Annotated in this window: 16 protein-coding genes; 10 read left to right on the top strand and 6 right to left on the bottom strand. The window is 73.1% G+C overall.

Going from position 1 to position 17,272, the window contains the following annotated elements:
• Window positions 1-66: 66 nt before the first annotated feature.
• Both ABTY61_RS08215 and ABTY61_RS08210 read left to right on the top strand, forming a co-directional pair.
• Window positions 67-858, top strand: a complete 792-nt coding sequence (locus ABTY61_RS08215) for a carbon-nitrogen hydrolase family protein (protein ID WP_350504120.1) — start codon at window positions 67-69, stop codon at window positions 856-858.
• Between the two features lie 128 nt (window positions 859-986).
• On the top strand, window positions 987-2,393 hold the full coding sequence (locus ABTY61_RS08210; protein WP_350504119.1) for a class II fumarate hydratase: 1,407 nt from the start codon (window positions 987-989) through the stop codon (window positions 2,391-2,393).
• Between the two features lie 108 nt (window positions 2,394-2,501).
• Here the strand turns inward: ABTY61_RS08210 and ABTY61_RS08205 are convergent, their stop codons facing one another.
• Window positions 2,502-2,972: an SPW repeat protein gene (locus ABTY61_RS08205; RefSeq protein WP_350504118.1), complete on the bottom strand. Its 471-nt coding sequence runs from the start codon at window positions 2,970-2,972 to the stop codon at window positions 2,502-2,504.
• Window positions 2,973-3,157: 185 nt separating this feature from the next.
• Here ABTY61_RS08205 and ABTY61_RS08200 point away from each other — a divergent pair, with 185 nt between their 5' ends.
• Both ABTY61_RS08200 and ABTY61_RS08195 read left to right on the top strand, forming a co-directional pair.
• Window positions 3,158-3,724 carry a PadR family transcriptional regulator gene (locus ABTY61_RS08200; protein WP_350504117.1) on the top strand — a complete coding sequence of 189 codons (567 nt, stop codon included), beginning with the start codon at window positions 3,158-3,160 and terminating at the stop codon, window positions 3,722-3,724.
• 124 nt (window positions 3,725-3,848) lie between these two features.
• The gene (locus ABTY61_RS08195; RefSeq protein ID WP_350504116.1) at window positions 3,849-5,564 is read left to right on the top strand and encodes an acyl-CoA dehydrogenase family protein; all 1,716 of its coding nucleotides are present in this window, start codon (window positions 3,849-3,851) and stop codon (window positions 5,562-5,564) included.
• A gap of 116 nt (window positions 5,565-5,680) precedes the next feature.
• Here the strand turns inward: ABTY61_RS08195 and ABTY61_RS08190 are convergent, their stop codons facing one another.
• Window positions 5,681-6,376 carry a response regulator gene (locus ABTY61_RS08190; RefSeq protein ID WP_350504115.1) on the bottom strand — a complete coding sequence of 232 codons (696 nt, stop codon included), beginning with the start codon at window positions 6,374-6,376 and terminating at the stop codon, window positions 5,681-5,683.
• A gap of 302 nt (window positions 6,377-6,678) precedes the next feature.
• Between ABTY61_RS08190 and ABTY61_RS08185 the strand changes: the two genes are divergently transcribed.
• Window positions 6,679-8,775: a sensor histidine kinase gene (locus ABTY61_RS08185; RefSeq protein WP_350504114.1), complete on the top strand. Its 2,097-nt coding sequence runs from the start codon at window positions 6,679-6,681 to the stop codon at window positions 8,773-8,775.
• A gap of 167 nt (window positions 8,776-8,942) precedes the next feature.
• Here ABTY61_RS08185 and ABTY61_RS08180 read toward each other — a convergent pair whose 3' ends face one another.
• Genes ABTY61_RS08180 through ABTY61_RS08165 form a run of 4 tightly spaced genes read right to left on the bottom strand, consistent with a single transcriptional unit; the run spans window position 8,943 to window position 10,755 of the window.
• Window positions 8,943-9,188, bottom strand: a complete 246-nt coding sequence (locus ABTY61_RS08180; protein WP_350504113.1) for a hypothetical protein — start codon at window positions 9,186-9,188, stop codon at window positions 8,943-8,945.
• Window positions 9,189-9,230: 42 nt separating this feature from the next.
• A complete protein-coding gene (locus ABTY61_RS08175; protein ID WP_350504112.1) occupies window positions 9,231-9,917 on the bottom strand; it encodes a hypothetical protein in 687 nt (228 codons plus the stop codon).
• Window positions 9,918-9,943: 26 nt separating this feature from the next.
• Window positions 9,944-10,354, bottom strand: a complete 411-nt coding sequence (locus tag ABTY61_RS08170) for a pirin family protein (protein WP_350504111.1) — start codon at window positions 10,352-10,354, stop codon at window positions 9,944-9,946.
• Entirely contained in the window at window positions 10,351-10,755 is a 405-nt protein-coding gene (locus ABTY61_RS08165; protein WP_350504110.1) for a hypothetical protein, read from the bottom strand. Before ABTY61_RS08165 ends, ABTY61_RS08170 begins: the two co-directional genes overlap by 4 nt.
• 306 nt (window positions 10,756-11,061) lie before the next feature.
• Here ABTY61_RS08165 and ABTY61_RS08160 point away from each other — a divergent pair, with 306 nt between their 5' ends.
• The 5 genes from ABTY61_RS08160 to fahA all read left to right on the top strand — a co-directional run bounded on the left by ABTY61_RS08160 (window position 11,062) and on the right by fahA (window position 17,261).
• A complete protein-coding gene (locus ABTY61_RS08160; RefSeq protein WP_350504109.1) occupies window positions 11,062-12,399 on the top strand; it encodes a phosphoribosyltransferase family protein in 1,338 nt (445 codons plus the stop codon).
• Window positions 12,400-12,667: 268 nt separating this feature from the next.
• Window positions 12,668-13,882 carry a 4-hydroxyphenylpyruvate dioxygenase gene (gene hppD, locus ABTY61_RS08155; RefSeq protein WP_350504108.1) on the top strand — a complete coding sequence of 405 codons (1,215 nt, stop codon included), beginning with the start codon at window positions 12,668-12,670 and terminating at the stop codon, window positions 13,880-13,882.
• A gap of 84 nt (window positions 13,883-13,966) precedes the next feature.
• On the top strand, window positions 13,967-15,169 hold the full coding sequence (locus ABTY61_RS08150; RefSeq protein WP_350504107.1) for a homogentisate 1,2-dioxygenase: 1,203 nt from the start codon (window positions 13,967-13,969) through the stop codon (window positions 15,167-15,169).
• A complete protein-coding gene (locus ABTY61_RS08145; protein WP_350504106.1) occupies window positions 15,166-16,044 on the top strand; it encodes a hypothetical protein in 879 nt (292 codons plus the stop codon). Before ABTY61_RS08150 ends, ABTY61_RS08145 begins: the two co-directional genes overlap by 4 nt.
• Window positions 16,041-17,261 (top strand): fumarylacetoacetase, encoded by a 1,221-nt coding sequence (fahA, locus tag ABTY61_RS08140; protein WP_350504105.1) that lies wholly within the window; start codon window positions 16,041-16,043, stop codon window positions 17,259-17,261. The genes ABTY61_RS08145 and fahA overlap by 4 nt, the downstream gene beginning before the upstream one ends.
• Window positions 17,262-17,272 lie beyond the last annotated feature (11 nt).

Raw genomic sequence — 17,272 nt, 5'->3', positions numbered from 1 at the left:
TTGCCCAGCCGATCGGCGGACCCATAGATTGATCTTGACCGCCCCCACCCGCCCGGAGGCCCCGCCATGCCCTCGTCCGCACCGCCGACCCACACCGTCGCCAACCCTGTCGCCGTCCCCGTCACGACCCCGGCCGCCGTCACGGTCACCGTCACCGTCGCCCAGCCCGTCTGCGCCGCCCCCGGCCGTCCGGACACCCTGGCCGTCAACGCCGCACGGCACGCCGAGGCCGTCCGGGAGGCGGGGGCCCGCCTGGTGGTGTTCCCCGAGCTGTCCCTGACCGGCTACGACCTGGCCGCCCCCGCCGTGGATCCGGCGGACGCGCGGCTCGCCCCGCTGGTCGAGGCCTGCGCCGCCACCGGTGCCCTGGCGCTGGTCGGCGCGCCGGTCGCGGAGGCCGACGGGCGCGAGTCCGTCGCCACCCTGGCGGTCACCGGCGAGGGCGCCGTCGTCGTCTACCGCAAGATGCGTCTGCACGGCCCGGAGCTCGACCGGTTCAGTCCGGGCGAGGAGCCCGTCGTACTGGAGCTGGACGGCCTGCGGCTGGGCCTGGCGGTCTGCGCCGACGCCGCCGACCCGACCCACGCCCAGGAGACCGCCGCGCTCGGCATCGACGCCTACGTCGCGTCCACCCTGTACGGCCCCGGCCCCGCCCAGGCCGAGCGGCTCGCCGGGCACCTGCGGGAGCGGACCACCGCGCACGGGGTCTGGGGCGTGCTGTCCACCAGCGCCGGGGCCAGCGGCGAGTTCCCGGAGACCTCCGGCCGCTCCGGCGTGTGGGCGCCGGACGGCACGGTGATCGGGCAGCTCGGCGCCGAACCGGGCGGGCTGCTCCGCGCCGAGTTGCCCCGCCGGTAGCCTGGGCGCGCATCACCCGCGGCGGACCGGCCGCCCCGGACGGAAATACCCGGGGCCCGCGCGCGGCTGTCGTGACCGGAAGACCCGTGACCGGGCCGGACGGGCCCGTACAGGAGGTACAGCGCGCGATGGGTGACGAGCGGGAGAAGCCGCAGGAGTACCGGGTCGAGCACGACTCGATGGGCGAGGTGCGGGTGCCGGCCGCCGCGAAGTGGCAGGCGCAGACACAGCGGGCGGTGGAGAACTTCCCGGTGTCCGGCCAGCGGCTGGAGCGCGCGCACATCGCCGCGCTGGCCCGGGTCAAGGCGGCCGCGGCGCGGGTGAACGCCCGCCTCGGGGTGCTGGACGAGGAGACGGCCGGGGCGATCGCGGCGGCGGCCGAGGAGGTCGCGGAGGGGCGCTGGGACGACGAGTTCCCGGTGGACGTGTTCCAGACCGGTTCGGGCACCTCGTCCAACATGAACGCCAACGAGGTGATCGCCACCCTGGCCGGCGAGCGGCTGGGGCGGCCGGTCCACCCGAACGACCAGGTGAACGCGAGCCAGTCGTCCAACGACGTGTTCCCGTCCTCGATTCACATCGCCGCCACCGCCGCTGTCACCCACGACCTGATCCCGGCGCTGGAGCACCTGGCGGAGGCTCTGGAGCGCAAGTCGGTCGAGTTCGCCCAGGTGGTCAAGTCCGGCCGCACGCACCTGATGGACGCCACGCCCGTGACTCTCGGCCAGGAGTTCGGCGGCTACGCGGCCCAGGTGCGGCACGGGCGGGAACGCCTGCTGGCGACGCTCCCCCGGGTCGCCGAACTGCCGCTCGGCGGCACGGCGGTGGGCACCGGCATCAACACCCCGCCCGGCTTCCCGGCGGCCGTCATCGAGGAGGTGGCGCGCGCCACCGGGCTGCCGCTGACCGAGGCCCGCGACCACTTCGAGGCGCAGGGCGCCCGGGACGCGCTGGTCGAGCTGAGCGGCCAACTGCGCACGGTGGCGGTCGGGTTCACGAAGATCGCGAACGACCTGCGGTGGATGGGCTCCGGTCCGCGCACCGGCCTGGGGGAGATCAACCTGCCGGATCTGCAACCCGGTTCGTCCATCATGCCGGGCAAGGTGAACCCGGTGCTGCCGGAGGTCGTACTGATGGTCGCCGCCCAGGTGGTGGGCAACGACGCGACGGTCACGCTGGCCGGGGCGAGCGGCAACTTCGAGCTGAACGTGATGCTCCCGGTGATCGCCCGCAACGTGCTGGAGTCGGTGCGGCTGCTGGCCAACAGCGCCCGGCTGCTGGCGGACCGGACCGTGGACGGCATCACCGCGAACGTCGAACGGGCCCGCGAGTACGCGGAGTCCTCGCCGTCGGTGGTGACGCCGCTGAACCGGTACATCGGGTACGAGGAGGCGGCGAAGGTCGCCAAGCAGGCGCTGGCCGAACGGAAGACCATCCGTCAGGTGGTGCTGGAGCGCGGCTACGTCGAGCGGGGCGCGCTCACCGAACAGGAGCTGGACCGGGCGCTGGACGTGCTGCGGATGACGCACCCCTGACCGGACCCGGACGGGACCGGACGGGACCCGGATCGATTGGACCGGACGGGCGCCGGGGCGCGGCGGGCACTCGTGCCCTCCGTGCCCCGGCGCGGGCTGCGGGGAAGGTCAGCCCTTGGCGCGGCCGGCCCGGCCGAGCCGCATCGCTGCTCCGTTCGACGTGATCGTGGCCATCGAGAGCGCCGCGAGGCCGAGCAGGAACATCACGGCACCGACGATGACGCAGGTGACGATGTTCTTGCCGTGCGCGACGGACCCGGAGACGGCCCAGGGAGAGATGATCGTCCAGATGCCGAGCGCCGCGGCGGCCCAAGCCCTAGCGTGGGTGCGCTCGTAGGCCGAGCCGTAGCCGGCCATCAGTGCCGTGTAGGCCAGCCCGACGATCAGGCAGGTCACGGTCAGGGTGCTGAACGCGGTGAAGCCGACGATCCACGGCGATGCCGCGAGGAAGAGGCCGGCGAGTACGGCCAGGGCTTCCACACCCTGGGCGCGGGGGGTCGAGGTGACCCGTTCGTAGTGTTCCCGGAGTTCGACGATGTCCGGGTGGTGCTCCATGCCCGTCGGCATGTGGGTTGCCACCGTTACCACCTCCTGTGGTTCGGACCAGGAAAGGGGCAAGCCCCGTACCTATTCTGGCGCTTCTCCAAGGTTTTGCACCCAATAGTCTGGAATGACCGATAACCATCCGATCACGTCGGTGACCTGCGTCTCAACACGCCGAGGGTCCATTGCCTATGCAACTCGTTGCATAGCAGGATGCGCTCATGGCACTGGAGCACGCGATCCTCGTCTCGCTGCTGGAGCAGCCCGGCTCCGGGTACGAACTGGCCCGGCGCTTCGACCGCTCCATCGGACGCTTCTGGACCGCCACCCACCAGCAGATCTACCGGGTGCTGCGGCGGATGGAGGCGGACGGCTGGGTCGCCGCCGAGGAGGTCGCACAGGACGGCCGACCGGACAAGAAGGTCTACTCGGCGGCCGGGCCCGGACGGGCCGCGCTGGCCGACTGGCTGCGCGAACCGGTCGAACCGGAGACGGTGCGGCACGAGCTCGCGGTCAAGATCCGGGCCGCCGCCTTCGACGACCCGGGCGCGCTGATCTCCGAGGTCGAACGGCACCGCGAGAGCCACGCCGCCCTCCTCGCCCGCTACCTCCACGGCGAGCAGCGGGACTTCCCCGACCTCACCGCACTGGACTCCCGGCAGGAGCTCCAGCACGTGGTGCTGCGCGGCGGGATCGAGTTCGAGCGGATGACCCTCGCCTGGCTGGACGACGTGCTCGCCACTCTGCGCCGGCTCGCGGCGGACGGACGGGGAACAGCGAACAGATGACAGAGTTTGAAATCTGAAATCTGTTCGCTGAAATCTGTCTTCTGAATTCTGTTCGCCCCCGCCGCCCGCCGCGTCCCGCCCCGCTCCACCGAGCCCTCTCACCCTCGACCCCTGGGAGCCCCCGATGCTCTTCAACCCGCGCACCTACGACCCCGCGCAGTTCGACGAGCCGACCCGTCGGCTGCTGCGCGCGACCGTCGACTGGTTCGAGACCCGCGGCAAGAAGGCGCTCATCGACACCTACATCGACCGCGCCTGGTACGGCGACTTCCTCGAATTCGCCGCCCGGGAAGGCCTGTTCGCGGAGTTCCTGACCCCGTCCGCGGCCGACCCCGACAAGCGCTGGGACACCGCGCGGATCGCCGAGCTGAACGAGATCCTCGGCTTCTACGGCCTCGGCTACTGGTACACCTGGCAGGTCACCATCCTGGGCCTCGGCCCGGTCTGGCAGAGCGAGAACGAGGCCGTCCGGGCCCGCGCCGCAAAGCTCCTCGCCGAGGGCCACGTGATGGCCTTCGGCCTGTCCGAGCGCACCCACGGCGCCGACATCTACTCCACCGACATGATCCTCACCCCGGACGGCGAGGGCGGCTTCACCGCGACCGGCCCCAAGTACTACATCGGCAACGGCAACGTGGCTGGCCTGGTCTCGGTGTTCGGCCGCCGCTCGGACGTCGAGGGCCCGGAGGGCTACGTCTTCTTCGCCGCCGACAGCCGCCACGAGGCGTACCACCTGGTCAAGAACGTGGTGAACGCCCAGATGTACGTCAGCGAGTTCCGCCTGGAGGACTACCCGGTGCGGGCCGAGGACGTGCTGCACACCGGGCAGGCCGCCTTCGACGCCGCGCTGAACACCGTCAACGTCGGCAAGTTCAACCTCTGCACCGCCTCGGTCGGCATCTGCGAGCACGCGATGTACGAGGCCGTCACGCACGCCCACAACCGGGTCCTGTACGGCCGCAAGGTCACCGACTTCCCGCACGTGCGACGGGAGTTGACCGACGCGTACGCCCGCCTGGCGGCGATGAAGCTGTTCAGCGCGCGGGCCGTGGACTACTTCCGCACCGCCTCCGCCGAGGACCGCCGCTACCTGCTCTTCAACCCGATGACCAAGATGAAGGTCACCACCGAGGGCGAGAAGGTCATCGACCTGATGTGGGACGTCATCGCGGCCAAGGGCTTCGAGGCGGACACCTACTTCGACAAGGCCGCCAAGGACATCCGCGGCCTGCCGAAGCTGGAGGGCACCGTCCACGTCAACCTGGCGCTGATCCTCAAGTTCATGGGCAACTACCTGTTCGCGCCCGCCGACTACGCTCCGGTGCCGACCCGGCTGGACGCCGCCGACGACGCCTTCCTGTTCCGCCAGGGCCCGGCCCGCGGCCTCGGCGCGATCCGCTTCCACGACTGGCGCGCCGCCTACGACCGGAACGCCCAGCTGCCGAACGTCGCCCGCTTCCGCGAGCAGGCCGACGGCTTCTGCGAGCTGCTGCTCAAGCACGCGCCGAGCAAGGAGCAGCAGGCCGACCTGGACTTCCTGCTGGAGATCGGCCAGCTGTTCGCGCTGATCGTCTACGGCCAGCTGGTGCTGGAGCAGGCCGAGCTGACCGGCCTCACGGCGTCCGACGAGGGCGGCGCCGTCCTGGACCAGGTCTTCGACGCGCTGGTCCGCGACTTCTCCGCGCACGCGACCGAGCTGCACGGCAAGGCCTCCACCACCGAGGAGCAGGCCGCCTGGGCGCTGGCCAACGTGCGCCGCCCGGTCGCGGACGCCGAGCGCGCGGCCAAGGTGTGGGCCCGGGTCGAGGCGCTCTCGGGCGCGTACGAGATGCAGTCGTAGGTCCGCAAGGACCAGGAGGACCCCGGGGGTGCCGGTCGGCGGACCGGCACCCCCGGACCGTTCCCGCCGCCGCCCGGCCGTGGTCCGGCCGCAGTCCGGCTGTTACTCAGCCGTGCTCAGCCGTCGCCGAGGCCCATGTCGCGGGCCCGGGCGACCGCCTCCGCGCGGGTGGCCACGTGCAGCTTCTCGAAGATGTGGGTGACGTGGTTGCGGACGGTCTTCTCCGCGACCACCAGCTCCCGGGCGATCCGCCGGTTGTCGTGGCCGCGCGCGACCAGGTCCAGTACCTCGGCCTCGCGGGCGGTGAGGTCGGGGAAGAGCTGTCCCGCCTCGCGCATCTTCGCGCCGGCCAGCAGGGCGGTGATCCGCCCGGCGACCTCGCCGCCGAACACCGCGCCGCCCGCGGCGACCGTCCGGACGGCGTGCAGCACCTCCTCCCGCCCGGCGCCCTTGACCAGGTAGCCGCGGGCGCCCGCCTGGAGCGCGGCGAGCAGGTTGCCGTCGTCGTCCGACATGGTCAGCATCAGCACCGGCGGGGACTGCTCCTGGACGGAGAGCCGGCGGACGGCCTCCAGCCCGGAGCCGTCGGGCAGGGAGAGGTCCATGATCACCACGTTGGGCCGGTGCCGGGCGACCGCCTCCGGGACGTCGGCGACCCGCTCGGCCTCGGCCACCACGGTGACGCCCTCGGCGCTCTCCAGCGCCGCCTTGAGCCCCTCGCGGAAAAGGGGGTGGTCGTCGACGATCAGTACCCGAACGGGTGTTGCCCCGCCCACCGGGCCCGACGGTGCGACCAGCTGCTGTTCATCCACCCGGCCGACACTAGCAGCGGTGATCAGGTGACTCTCCGTGACATGCCCGAAGGTCGTCCGCACGGCGGGGGTACTGCCCGGCACAGCCTTGTCTTCCGCCGTCTCGCCCATCGCCGCCCCGCACGCCGAGGTCCCGGCCGCCGAGGTCCCGCCCGCCGAGGTCCCGCCCGGGATGCGTGACCGCTGCCTCAGGCGTCCGGGACACCGGGCCGACCACACTGGGAGCGCACGCCTGGGGAGGAGGCGCCGGCGGATCACGTCCCGACCGGCGGAACACCTGCTGTCCAGAACGAGGTGGTGCCATGATCACGGTGTCCTCTCCCCCGCACCGCACCCGGGCCGAGCGGCAACTGACCGCCGCCGCCGCCGTCACCGCGCTCTGCTTCGTCGCCGCGACGGTGTGGATCTGCTACGTCCTCGTCCACCTCGGCGAACCGGGCGTCTCCCACCCCCGCGACCAACTCGCCATCCTGGTCTACGCCCTGCCGACCGCCGGGGCGGGCATGCTGCTGCACGCGCACCGCCCGGGCGGTCCGCTGGGCTGGGTGATGCTCGTCTACGCGGCCACCGACATCCTCCCCAGCGTGGCGGCCGCGCCGCTCTGGGTCGAGGTCCGCGACCCGAACATCGCCGGCGCCGTGCTGGCCTTCGACACGCTGTTCAGCGCGGTCAACGTGACGCTCATCTACGCGCTGCCGCTCTGGCTGCCGGACGGCCGGCTGACGACCCGGCGCTGGTGGTGGTTCATCGGGGCCGTCTTCGTGTGGGTGACCGCTGAAGTGGCCCAGAGCCTCGCCGACCCGACGACCTACGGGCGCACCAACCCGCTGACCGACAGCCCGCCCGCGCACCTCGCCACGACCGTGGTCGACGGCCTGGGCGGCCACGACCTGCTGATCAGCGAGTGCGTGCTCGGGTTCGTCGCACTGGTCCTGCTGTCGCGGCTGCTGCGACCGGCCGTCCCGGGCCGCGACGGGAGGGAGGCCCGTCGGCACCGACTGCGGGTGGCGGGGATGCTCGGGGCATACCTGCTCTGGGTCGGCTTGCAGGACTTCTACCAGCGCGACCGCGCCGAGCACTACTGGCTCAGCTACTGGCTGTTCACCGGGGCGGGAGCGGTCTGGGCGGTCGCGGTCGGCTTCCTGGTGATCCGGGACCACGGCTGGCGGCTCGACCGGGCGGCCCGCAGCGTCCTGATCGGGCTGCTGCTGGGCACCGGCGTCACCGGACTGTTCGTGGCGGCCGCCGCCGTGCTGTCCGACTCGCTGCTGCCGGGGCGCGGCGGCGCCGCCCTGCTGCTGATCGCCCTGGTGTACGCGCTCGGCGCCACCCTGCCGCGGGCCGCGCGGCGGGCCGTGGCCGTGGTGGACCGGCTGTACTACGGCGAACGGGCGCAGCCGTACCAGGTACTGAGGACGCTCGCGGGGCGGGTGCGGCAGGTCGTCGATCCGGAGCGGTTGCCGGCGGCGCTGTGTGCGACGGTCGCCGAGGAACTCAGGCTGCCCGGGGTCGCCCTGGCCGTCACCACCCGGGCCGGACGGCGAACGCTGGCCACCGCCGGTCGGCTGGACGGCCGCAGCCAGGGCTTCGCCCTCGTCCACAACGGGCTGCCGATCGGCGAGTTGACCGTCGGCCTGCGGGCGGGCGAGGAACGGCTGGCGGCCACCGACGTCGACATCCTGCGCTCGCTGGCCGACCAGGCCTCGCCCGCCGTCGCCTCCCTCCAGCTTCAGGAGGACCTGCTGGCCAGCCGGGAGCAGATCATCGCCGCGCGGGAGGAGGAGCGGCGGTGGTTGCGGCGGGACATCCACGACGGGCTCGGTCCGGCCCTGGCGGGCCTGCGGCTTCGGGTGGACGACGCGGCCTCGGCGGCGGACACCGGGCTCGCGGATCCGCTGCGCACGGTCTCGGAGGGCCTGGGGATGGCGATCCAGGAGGTCCGCCGGATCACCGACCGGCTCGGGCCGGCGCAGCTGGGCGAGCTCGGACTGGCCCGGGCCGTCGGGCAGTTGGCGGACAACTTCAGCGGGGCGGGGCTGACCGTGACGACGGAGGTCTCGCCGGAGCCGCTGCCGGAACTGCCGGCGGCGGTGGAGGTCGCGGCCTACCGCATCACCGCGGAGGCGCTCAACAACGTGCTGCGGCACGCCCGGGCCCGGACCGCGCGGGTGACGCTCCGGGTGGACGACGAGGCCCTGACTCTGACCGTGCAGGACGACGGGGTGGGGTACCAGGAGACGGAGAGCATCGACGGGCGGCCGGGCGGCGGGGTCGGGCTGCGGTCGATGGCGGACCGGGCGGCGGAGATCGGCGGGCGCTGCACCGTAGGGCCGCTGCCGCAGGAGCACGGCACGCAGGTGCTGGCGGTGCTGCCGCGCTCGGCGGCGGCCGACCGGTAGGGGAAGCGGGAGCGGGACGCGGTCGACGACTGGGAGCTGACAGATGACAGATGACGACTAACAGATAACAGCTGACAGATTTCGAAATCTGTCAGCTGTTATCTGTTAGTTGTTACTTGTCGGTTGTCATCCGTCGGCCGGGCCGGGGCAGCGGCGCCGAGCGCGGACTACTTGCCGGGCCCGCATCCGAAGTGGCAGTCGTCGGGCGTGATCCCGCCGGCCGCGGACGCGGACTCGGGCGTGGCCCCAGACCCAGCCCGAGGCCCGGAGCGCCCGGTCGACCCGGAGACGGAGGCGGCGACGGAGCAGGCGTTGCGCAGGGCCAGGGCTGCCGCGATCACACCGGCCAGTGCGCCGGCCACACAGATCACCTTGGTCGCAGTAGTCGCGGCAGTCGCGGTGTTCGTAGACATGAGGTGGTACTCCTGATTCCTCCGAGCGGCCGATCCGACCGATCAATCGCTCTGCCCACCACTGTGCGGACCGACCTGCCCCGATTGCATGGGTTCGAGGTCCCGTTCCGGTCCCAGAACGGCGCCGACCCGACCGCGCACAACGGTTGGCGCCCCGCCCGCACCGGCCCGCAGGCCGTACCGCTCGCCCGCCCGGAGGTACACCAAGTCGCCTGGGAAGAGCGGCACTTCACCACCACCGGCCAGATGGAGGCGGACTCCGACCCCGGAGAGCAGCACCAGGAACGCGTCGGCCGCGGTCTCGGCGTACGGCCCGTGGTCCCGCCCCGGGGTGAGGACCACCGTGTCGACGACGATCCGCCGGGCGGACCGGGTGGGCCCGGCGGAACCCGAACCGGCGCGCTGGGCGGGGATGTCGGCGGCGGGCAGGACCGCGCGGACGGTCAGCACGGCGGTCGGAGCGCCGCGCACGGCGGTGAGCCGGTGGCCGCTGCCGGGCGGGTGGTGCAGCACTTGGCCCGGGGAGAGGATCCGCCCCGCCGCGGACAGCCGTCCGGCCAGTACCACGGTGACCGACTCCACTGATTCGCACGGCAGTTGCTCGACCCGGACGCCGGGCGGCAGGGTCTCGACGGTCAGCGCGGCGCGGACGGACGGCCGCCGTTCGGGGTCGATCAGCCTCTGGAAGGCGGGCGCGGTGCGCGGCACGGCGGCGGGGACGAGGATCATGGGTGACTCCTGGAGACGGTGGGCGGTCAGGGCCGGTCGGAGCGTTCGGCCCGGCGGCGGGCGAGGGCGGCCCCGGCGCCGGCCCGGTGGCGCGGCACGGCGAGGGTGAGGCAGAGCAGTTCCGCGCCGAGCGGGCCGGCCTCGATCCGCAGGGTGCGGCCCCTACGGGCCAGCAGCAGGTCGCCGTCCGATGCCAAGTGGTCCGGCTGGTCGGCGAGTTGTCCGATGACGGCGGCGCCTCGCAGCACGTGCAGCACGGTCTCGGTGTCGGGCCGCCCGGGCAGGACGTGGTGCGCGCCCGGGCTCAGCCGCAGGTGGTCGAAGGCCTCGCAGGCACTGCTGAGCATGGTGCGGCGGGCCAGCGAGCGGCTCCGGACCCGCTCGCCGTTCGGCCCGAGCAGGACCGTGGCGGAGCCGGTGTCGGTGGTGACGATCACCTCGGGTCACCTCCTTCGGGGAAAGGTTCGGCTTCTTCGGTGGAGGACTCGGCCGCCGCGGGGACGGCCAGGACGGCGTGGAAGTACTCCAGTCCGGCCGTCCCGGCGGTCAGGACGGTCCGCGCGCCGAGCGGCAGTACGACGGCGGTGCCCTCGACCAGCGGCAGGCCGGTGTCGGCGCGCTCCGCCTGGTCGGGGTGGGCGACGTCCTCCGGCAGTGCGGCGAGACCGGAGCCCGCGGTGACGTACAGCGCGTGCTCGACGCCCTCAGCGGTCACCTCGGCGCTGCGCCCGGGGTCGAGCCACTGCAGGCCGACGGCGCGCAGCGGTCCCGCGAGCAGGCGGCCGGGGTCGACGGCGGCGCCGAGTCGGCGCAGGTCGGTGATGACGGTGCCCGGCATTTCGGGTGCTCCTTCGGTGGTGGGCGGGCCCTGCGGACCGCCGCTGCGCACCACGTTCCGCCGCCCGCCGTCCCGGCCGCACGGGGGTGTCGTCCCGTCCCGCTCCCGTCCCGCTCCCGGCCGCGCCCGCGCACCGTCCCGGGCCGGAACCCGCGAAGTCCCGAGCCCGTGCCCACCCCGGTCCCACCCACGTCCCACCGGCTCCCCGCCGAGCGCTCACCGAGCTCCCGCCGGTGCGCCAGAGGCCCGAGGGACGCCCGGAGGGACGCCCCGGACCGGCGTACGGTGGAACTCGGAGGCCGTGGAATGCACGTCACCGGAACCCACTTCACCGACCGCACCGAGGCGGGCCGCCGCCTGGCCGGCCTGCTCGCCCACCTCGCCGGCCCCGACACCGTGGTGGTCGCCCTGCCGCGGGGCGGGGTGCCGGTGGCGGCGGAGGTGGCGGCGGCGCTCGGCGCGCCGCTGGACATCTGCGTGATCCGCAAGCTGGGCGTGCCGTACCAGCCCGAGCTGGGCATGGGGGCGATCGGCGAGGACGGCGTCCGGGTGCTGAACGAGCAGGTCATCCGGCTCGCCGGGGTCGACGACGGGCAGTTGGCGCAGGTGGAGCGGCGCGAGCGGGCCGAGTTGGAGCGCCGGGCGCTGCGTTACCGGGGCGACCGCCCGGCGGCCGACCTGCGCGGGCGCACCGTGGTCGTGGTGGACGACGGGATCGCCACCGGCTCGACCGCCCGGGCCGCCTGCCGGATCGTTCGGGCGCGCGGCGCGGCCCGGGTGGTGCTCGCCGTCCCGGTGGCGCCCCGGGACTGGACGGAGCGGCTGTCCGGGGTCGCCGACGAGCTGGTCTGCGTCGACACGCCGTCGCCGTTCTTCGCGATCGGCGAGTTCTACGCCGACTTCTCGCAGACCGGCGACGAGGAGGTGCTGCGGCTGCTGGCCGAGGCCCGGGGCGAGCGGCCCGACGGGCAGCCGGCCGGCGTCGACCGCGGGTTGCAGCTGGCCGTCGCCGGGGTCCGGCTGGCGGGTCGGCTGAGCGTGCCGGCCGGGGCGCTCGGGATGGTGGTGTTCGCGCACGGCAGCGGGAGCGGCCGGCACAGTCCGCGCAATCGGCACGTCGCCCGCCACCTGAACCGCTGCGGGCTGGGCACCCTGCTGTTCGACCTGCTCACCGAGGCCGAGGAGCCGGACCGGCGCAAGGTGTTCGACGTCGCTCTGCTCGGCTCGCGGCTGAGCGCCGTCGCCGCGGAGCTCGGGCGCACCGAGGGGGCGCGCGGCCTGCCGCTGGGGCTGTTCGGCGCCAGCACCGGCGCGGCCGCGGCGCTGTACACGGCCGCCGAACTGGGCCCGGCGGTGCGAGCCGTGGTCTCCCGGGGCGGGCGGCCCGACCTCGCCGGGCCGGAGGTCCTGGGCCGGGTGGTCGCGCCGACGCTGCTCGTGGTCGGCGCGCTGGACGCCACCGTGCTCGACCTCAACCGGCGGGCCCGGGCCCTACTGGGCGGCGCGAGCGAACTGGCGGTGGTGCCGCACGCGAGCCACCTGTTCGAGGAGCCGGGCACCCTCGACCGGGCCGCTGAGCTGGCCGGGGACTGGTTCCTGCGCCACCTCCCGCCCGCCGGCGGACCGGCTCCCGGGGGCCGGTAGGTGCGGTTGCGCAGAATTCGTGCGGTGACCGCGCGGAGGCAGCGCATTTTGCGCAGCCGAAGCCGGGATTTCCTGACCAGCTTGTACACATTGAGCAGTGAAAAATCGACCTGTTGCCCAACCCCCACGACAGGAGCAAGCTCTGCGGAACCGCACCGCCCACCCGTTCGCCGTGCGGCCGCGATCCACGCGATCCGACCGGCGGGCCGCAAGCCCCCGGAAACCCCCGGAAGCCTCAACGCCGAGGCCCTGAGTGGAGGAACGAGCGATGACCCCGCAGTCCCACGCCCTTGAGCTGACCCCCGAGGAGCGCGAGGCCGGTCTCGACGCCGACCAGCTGCGCCGCCTCGTCGGCCTCGTCGAGCACGACCAGGCCTCCGACCCGTTCCCGGTCACCGCGCAGGACGCGGTCGTGTTCGTGGTCGGCAACGCCACCCAGACGGCCCAGTTCTACCAGGTCGTGTTCGGCATGGAGCTGGTCGCCTACTCCGGCCCGGAGACCGGCCGCCGCGACCGCAAGGCCTACGTGCTGCGCTCCGGCTCCTGCCGCTTCGTGATCAAGGGCGGCGTCCAGCCGGACAGCGCGCTGCTGGACCACCACCGCCGCCACGGCGACGGCGTGGTCGACCTCGCCCTGGAGGTCCCGGACGTCGACAAGTGCATCGAGCACGCCCGGGCCACCGGCGCCACCGTCCTGGAGGAGCCGAACGACGTCTCGGACGAGAACGGCACCGTGCGCCGCGCGGCCATCGCCACCTACGGCGAGACCCGCCACACCCTGATCGACCGCTCCCGGTACCACGGCCCCTACCTGCCGGGCTACGTCGTCGCGCAGAGCAGCGTCACCCGCCCGGAGGGCACGCCCAAGCGACTTTTCCAGGCCCTCGACCACGCCGTGGGCAACGTCGAGCTGGGCCGGATGGACGAGTGGGTCCAGTTCTACAACCGGGTCATGGGCTTCGTGAACATGGCCGAGTTCGTCGGCGACGACATCGCCACCGAGTACTCCGCCCTGATGTCCAAGGTCGTCGCCAGCGGCAACCACCGGGTGAAGTTCCCGCTCAACGAGCCGGCCATCGCCAAGAAGAAGTCCCAGATCGACGAGTACCTGGAGTTCTACACCGGCCCCGGCTGCCAGCACATGGCGCTAGCCACCAACGACATCCTCACCACCGTCGACGTGCTGCGCTCGCGCGGCGTCGAGTTCCTCAACACCCCGGACGCCTACTACGACGACCCGGAGCTGCGGGAGCGGATCGGCAAGGTCCGGGTTCCGATCGAGGAGCTGAAGAAGCGCGGCATCCTGGTGGACCGCGACGAGGACGGCTACCTGCTGCAGATCTTCACCAAGCCGATCGGCGACCGCCCGACCGTCTTCTACGAGTTCATCGAGCGGCACGGTTCGCTGGGCTTCGGCAAGGGCAACTTCAAGGCGCTGTTCGAGTCCATCGAGCGCGAGCAGGACCGTCGCGGCAACCTGTGAAGCGTCGGCCCGATCTGATCGGTCGACCTACCCTGGTCGATGGCAGCACGGCGGCCTGACGGACGGTCGAGGAGGAGCACGGAGATGGCGTACTACCGGCAGCTGGGCAACATCCCGCCCAAACGGCACACCCAGCACCGCACGCCCGAAGGCGGGCTGTACTACGAGGAGTTGATGGGCGAGGAGGGGTTCTCCTCCGACTCGTCGCTGCTCTACCACCGGGGCATCCCCTCGGCGGTGGTCAATGCGGTGCCGTGGGAGCTGCCCGACCAGTCCACGGTGCCCAACCATCCCCTGCTCCCCCGCCACCTCAGGCTGCACGAGCTGTTCTCGGACCAGGAGTGGAAGTCCGCGGACGTGGTCGGCAGCCGCCGGCTCGTCCTCGGCAACGGCGACGTGCGGATCTCGTACGTCGCCGCCGGGGCCCCGAGCGAGCTGTACCGCAACGGGCTCGGCGACGAGTGCGTGTACGTGGAGTCCGGCGCGGGCACGGTCGAGACGGTCTTCGGCTCGATCGAGGTCGGCCAGGGCGACTACGTGATCATCCCGCGCGCCACCACCCACCGCTGGGTGCCGACCGGCGATGAACCGCTGCGCGCCTACTGCATCGAGGCGAACAGCCACATCACCCCGGTCAAGCGCTACCTGTCCAAGTACGGGCAGCTGCTGGAGCACGCGCCGTACTGCGAGCGGGACTTCCGCGGACCGGTCGGGCCGCTCGTGGTCGACACCCCCGGCGACGTCGACGTGCTGGTCAAGCACCGTGGCCCGAACGGGGTTTCGGGCACCCGCTACACCGTGCCGCACCACCCCTTCGACGTCGTCGGCTGGGACGGCTGCCTGTACCCGTACGCCTTCAACATCCGGGACTTCGAGCCGATCACCGGGCGGATCCACCAGCCACCGCCGGCCCACCAGGTGTTCGAGGGCAACAACTTCGTGATCTGCAACTTCGTTCCCCGCAAGGTGGACTACCACCCGCTGTCGGTCCCGGTGCCGTACTACCACGCCAACGTGGACAGCGACGAGGTCATGTTCTACTGCGGCGGCGACTACGCGGCCCGCAAGGGCTCCGGCATCGCCCAGGGCTCGATCTCGCTGCACCCGGGCGGGCACACCCACGGGCCGCAGCCGGGCGCCTACGAGCGCAGCATCGGCGTGGAGTTCTTCGACGAGCTGGCGGTCATGGTGGACACCTTCCGCCCGCTGGAGCTCGGCGAGGGCGGTCGGGCCGGCGAGGACGCCGACTACGCCTGGACGTGGGCGGGTCGGGGGCCCGGGCGATGAGCGCCGCGGGGTCCCTGCTCCCGTCCGCGATCCCGTCCGCGATCCCGGAACTGTTCCGCGGGCTCTTCGACGACGCGGCGGTGTTCCCCCCGGGGAACCTGCCGGTCGCCGAGGCGGTGCCCGCGCACCGCGCCCACCGCACGGCCTGGTACGCCGACGCGGTCGGCCCGTTCCTCTGCGGGGCGGGCCGGCTGGGCGAACTGGCCGCGGCGGTGGCGGGCACCGGGCCGCTCAGGGTCGGGCTGGTGCTGCCGGGGGGCAGCGCCGAGCTCGGGCCGGCGCTCACCGCCGCCGCGCCGTTCGAGGTCGCGGGCGTCGAGCTCGCCACCCGGGACGTGCAGGAGGCCGTGGCCGAACTGGACCGGCTGCTGCCGCCGGACGTGCCCGCCGCCGTCGAGCTGCCGCGCGAACTCCTGCGCGGGGACGGCCTGGACGAGACCCTGGACGCCCTGGTCGACAGCGCCTACCGGGCGAAGTTCCGCACCGGCGGGGTCGTCGCGGAGGCGTTCCCGGACGAGGATGAACTGGCCGCCTTCCTCACCGGCTGCGCCCGGCGCGGCCTGCCGTACAAGTGCACGGCCGGGCTGCACAACGCCGTCCGGCACACCGATCCGGCGACCGGCTTCGAGCACCACGGCTTCCTCAACGTGCTGCTGGCCGCGCAGGAGACCGACCGCGCGGCGGCCGCCGAGGTGCTGGCCGAACGCGACGGCGAGGTGCTGGCCAAGGCCGTCCGCGCCCTGAGCGGGCACCAGGTTACGGTGATCCGCAACTCGTTCACCGCGTTCGGCACCTGCAGCATCGCCGAGCCCCTGGACGACCTGGCCGCGCTCGGCCTGTTGTCGCCCAGTCCACTCCTCCAGGAGGACCGTTGAGCACCCCCCGCAGCTGGCTGGCCAGCGCCCAGGACTCGCCGTTCGGCGTGCACAACCTGCCGTACGGCGTCTTCACCGCGGTCGACCGGCCCGGGCAGCGCCGGATCGGCGTGCGCGTCGGGGACTTCGTGCTGGACGCCGGGGCCGCCGCCCGAGCGGCCGGGACACCGTCGGTCCTCCTGGACGCGGACTCGCTCAACCCGCTGATGGCGGCCGGGCGTTCGGCCTGGACCCAGGTCCGCGCCGACCTCACCGCCTGGCTGACCGACGAGTCCTTCCGCGAGGCCCTGTCGTCGGCGCTGCTGCCCGCCGACGAGGTCGAACTGCACCTGCCGTTCGAGGTCGCGGACTACGTCGACTTCTACGCCTCCGAGCACCACGCCACCAACCTGGGCCGGATCTTCCGCCCGGGCTCGGAGCCGCTCACGCCCAACTGGAAGCACCTGCCCATCGGTTACCACGGGCGGGCGGGCACGGTCGTGGTCTCCGGCACGCCGGTGGTGCGTCCGCACGGGCAGCGCAAGGCGCCCGCCGACGCCGCGCCGACCTTCGGGCCGACCCGCCGGCTGGACATCGAGGCCGAGGTCGGCTTCGTCGTCGGCACGCCGTCCGAGCTGGGCCGGCCGGTCGTGCTGGACGACTTCCGCGAGCACGTCTTCGGCGTCTGTCTGCTCAACGACTGGTCGGCGCGCGACATCCAGGCCTGGGAGTACGTGCCGCTCGGCCCCTTCCTGGGCAAGTCGTTCGCGACCTCGGTCTCGCCGTGGATCGTGCCGCTGGACGCCCTCCAGCACGCCCGGGTCACGCCGCCGGAGCGCGACGTCGAGCCGCTGGCGTACCTGGACGACCGCGGCGGCGAGCCATGGGGCCTGGACCTGGCCATGGAGGTCCGGCTGAACGGGCACCTGGTCTCGCGCCCGCCGTTCGCCTCCATGTACTGGACGGCGCAGCAGCAACTGACCCACATGACCGTCAACGGCGCCTCGCTGCGCACCGGCGACCTGTTCGCCTCGGGGACGGTCAGCGGGCCGGAGCCGGACACCCGCGGCGCGCTGATCGAGCTGACCTGGAACGGCGAGGAGCCGCTCAAGCTGCCGGACGGCACGACCCGGACCTTCCTGGAGGACGGCGACGAGGTGGTCATCACGGCGACGGCCCCGGGGCTGGACGGCTCGGTGGTCGGCTTCGGCGAGGTCTCGGGGCGAGTGCGGGGCTGACGACGGACGGC

It is taken from the genome of Kitasatospora sp. NPDC096128, assembly GCF_040303105.1.
Classification (GTDB): domain Bacteria; phylum Actinomycetota; class Actinomycetes; order Streptomycetales; family Streptomycetaceae; genus Kitasatospora.
The sequence above is the reverse complement of the archived record's forward strand: the minus strand, read 5'-3'. Positions and strand labels throughout refer to the sequence as shown.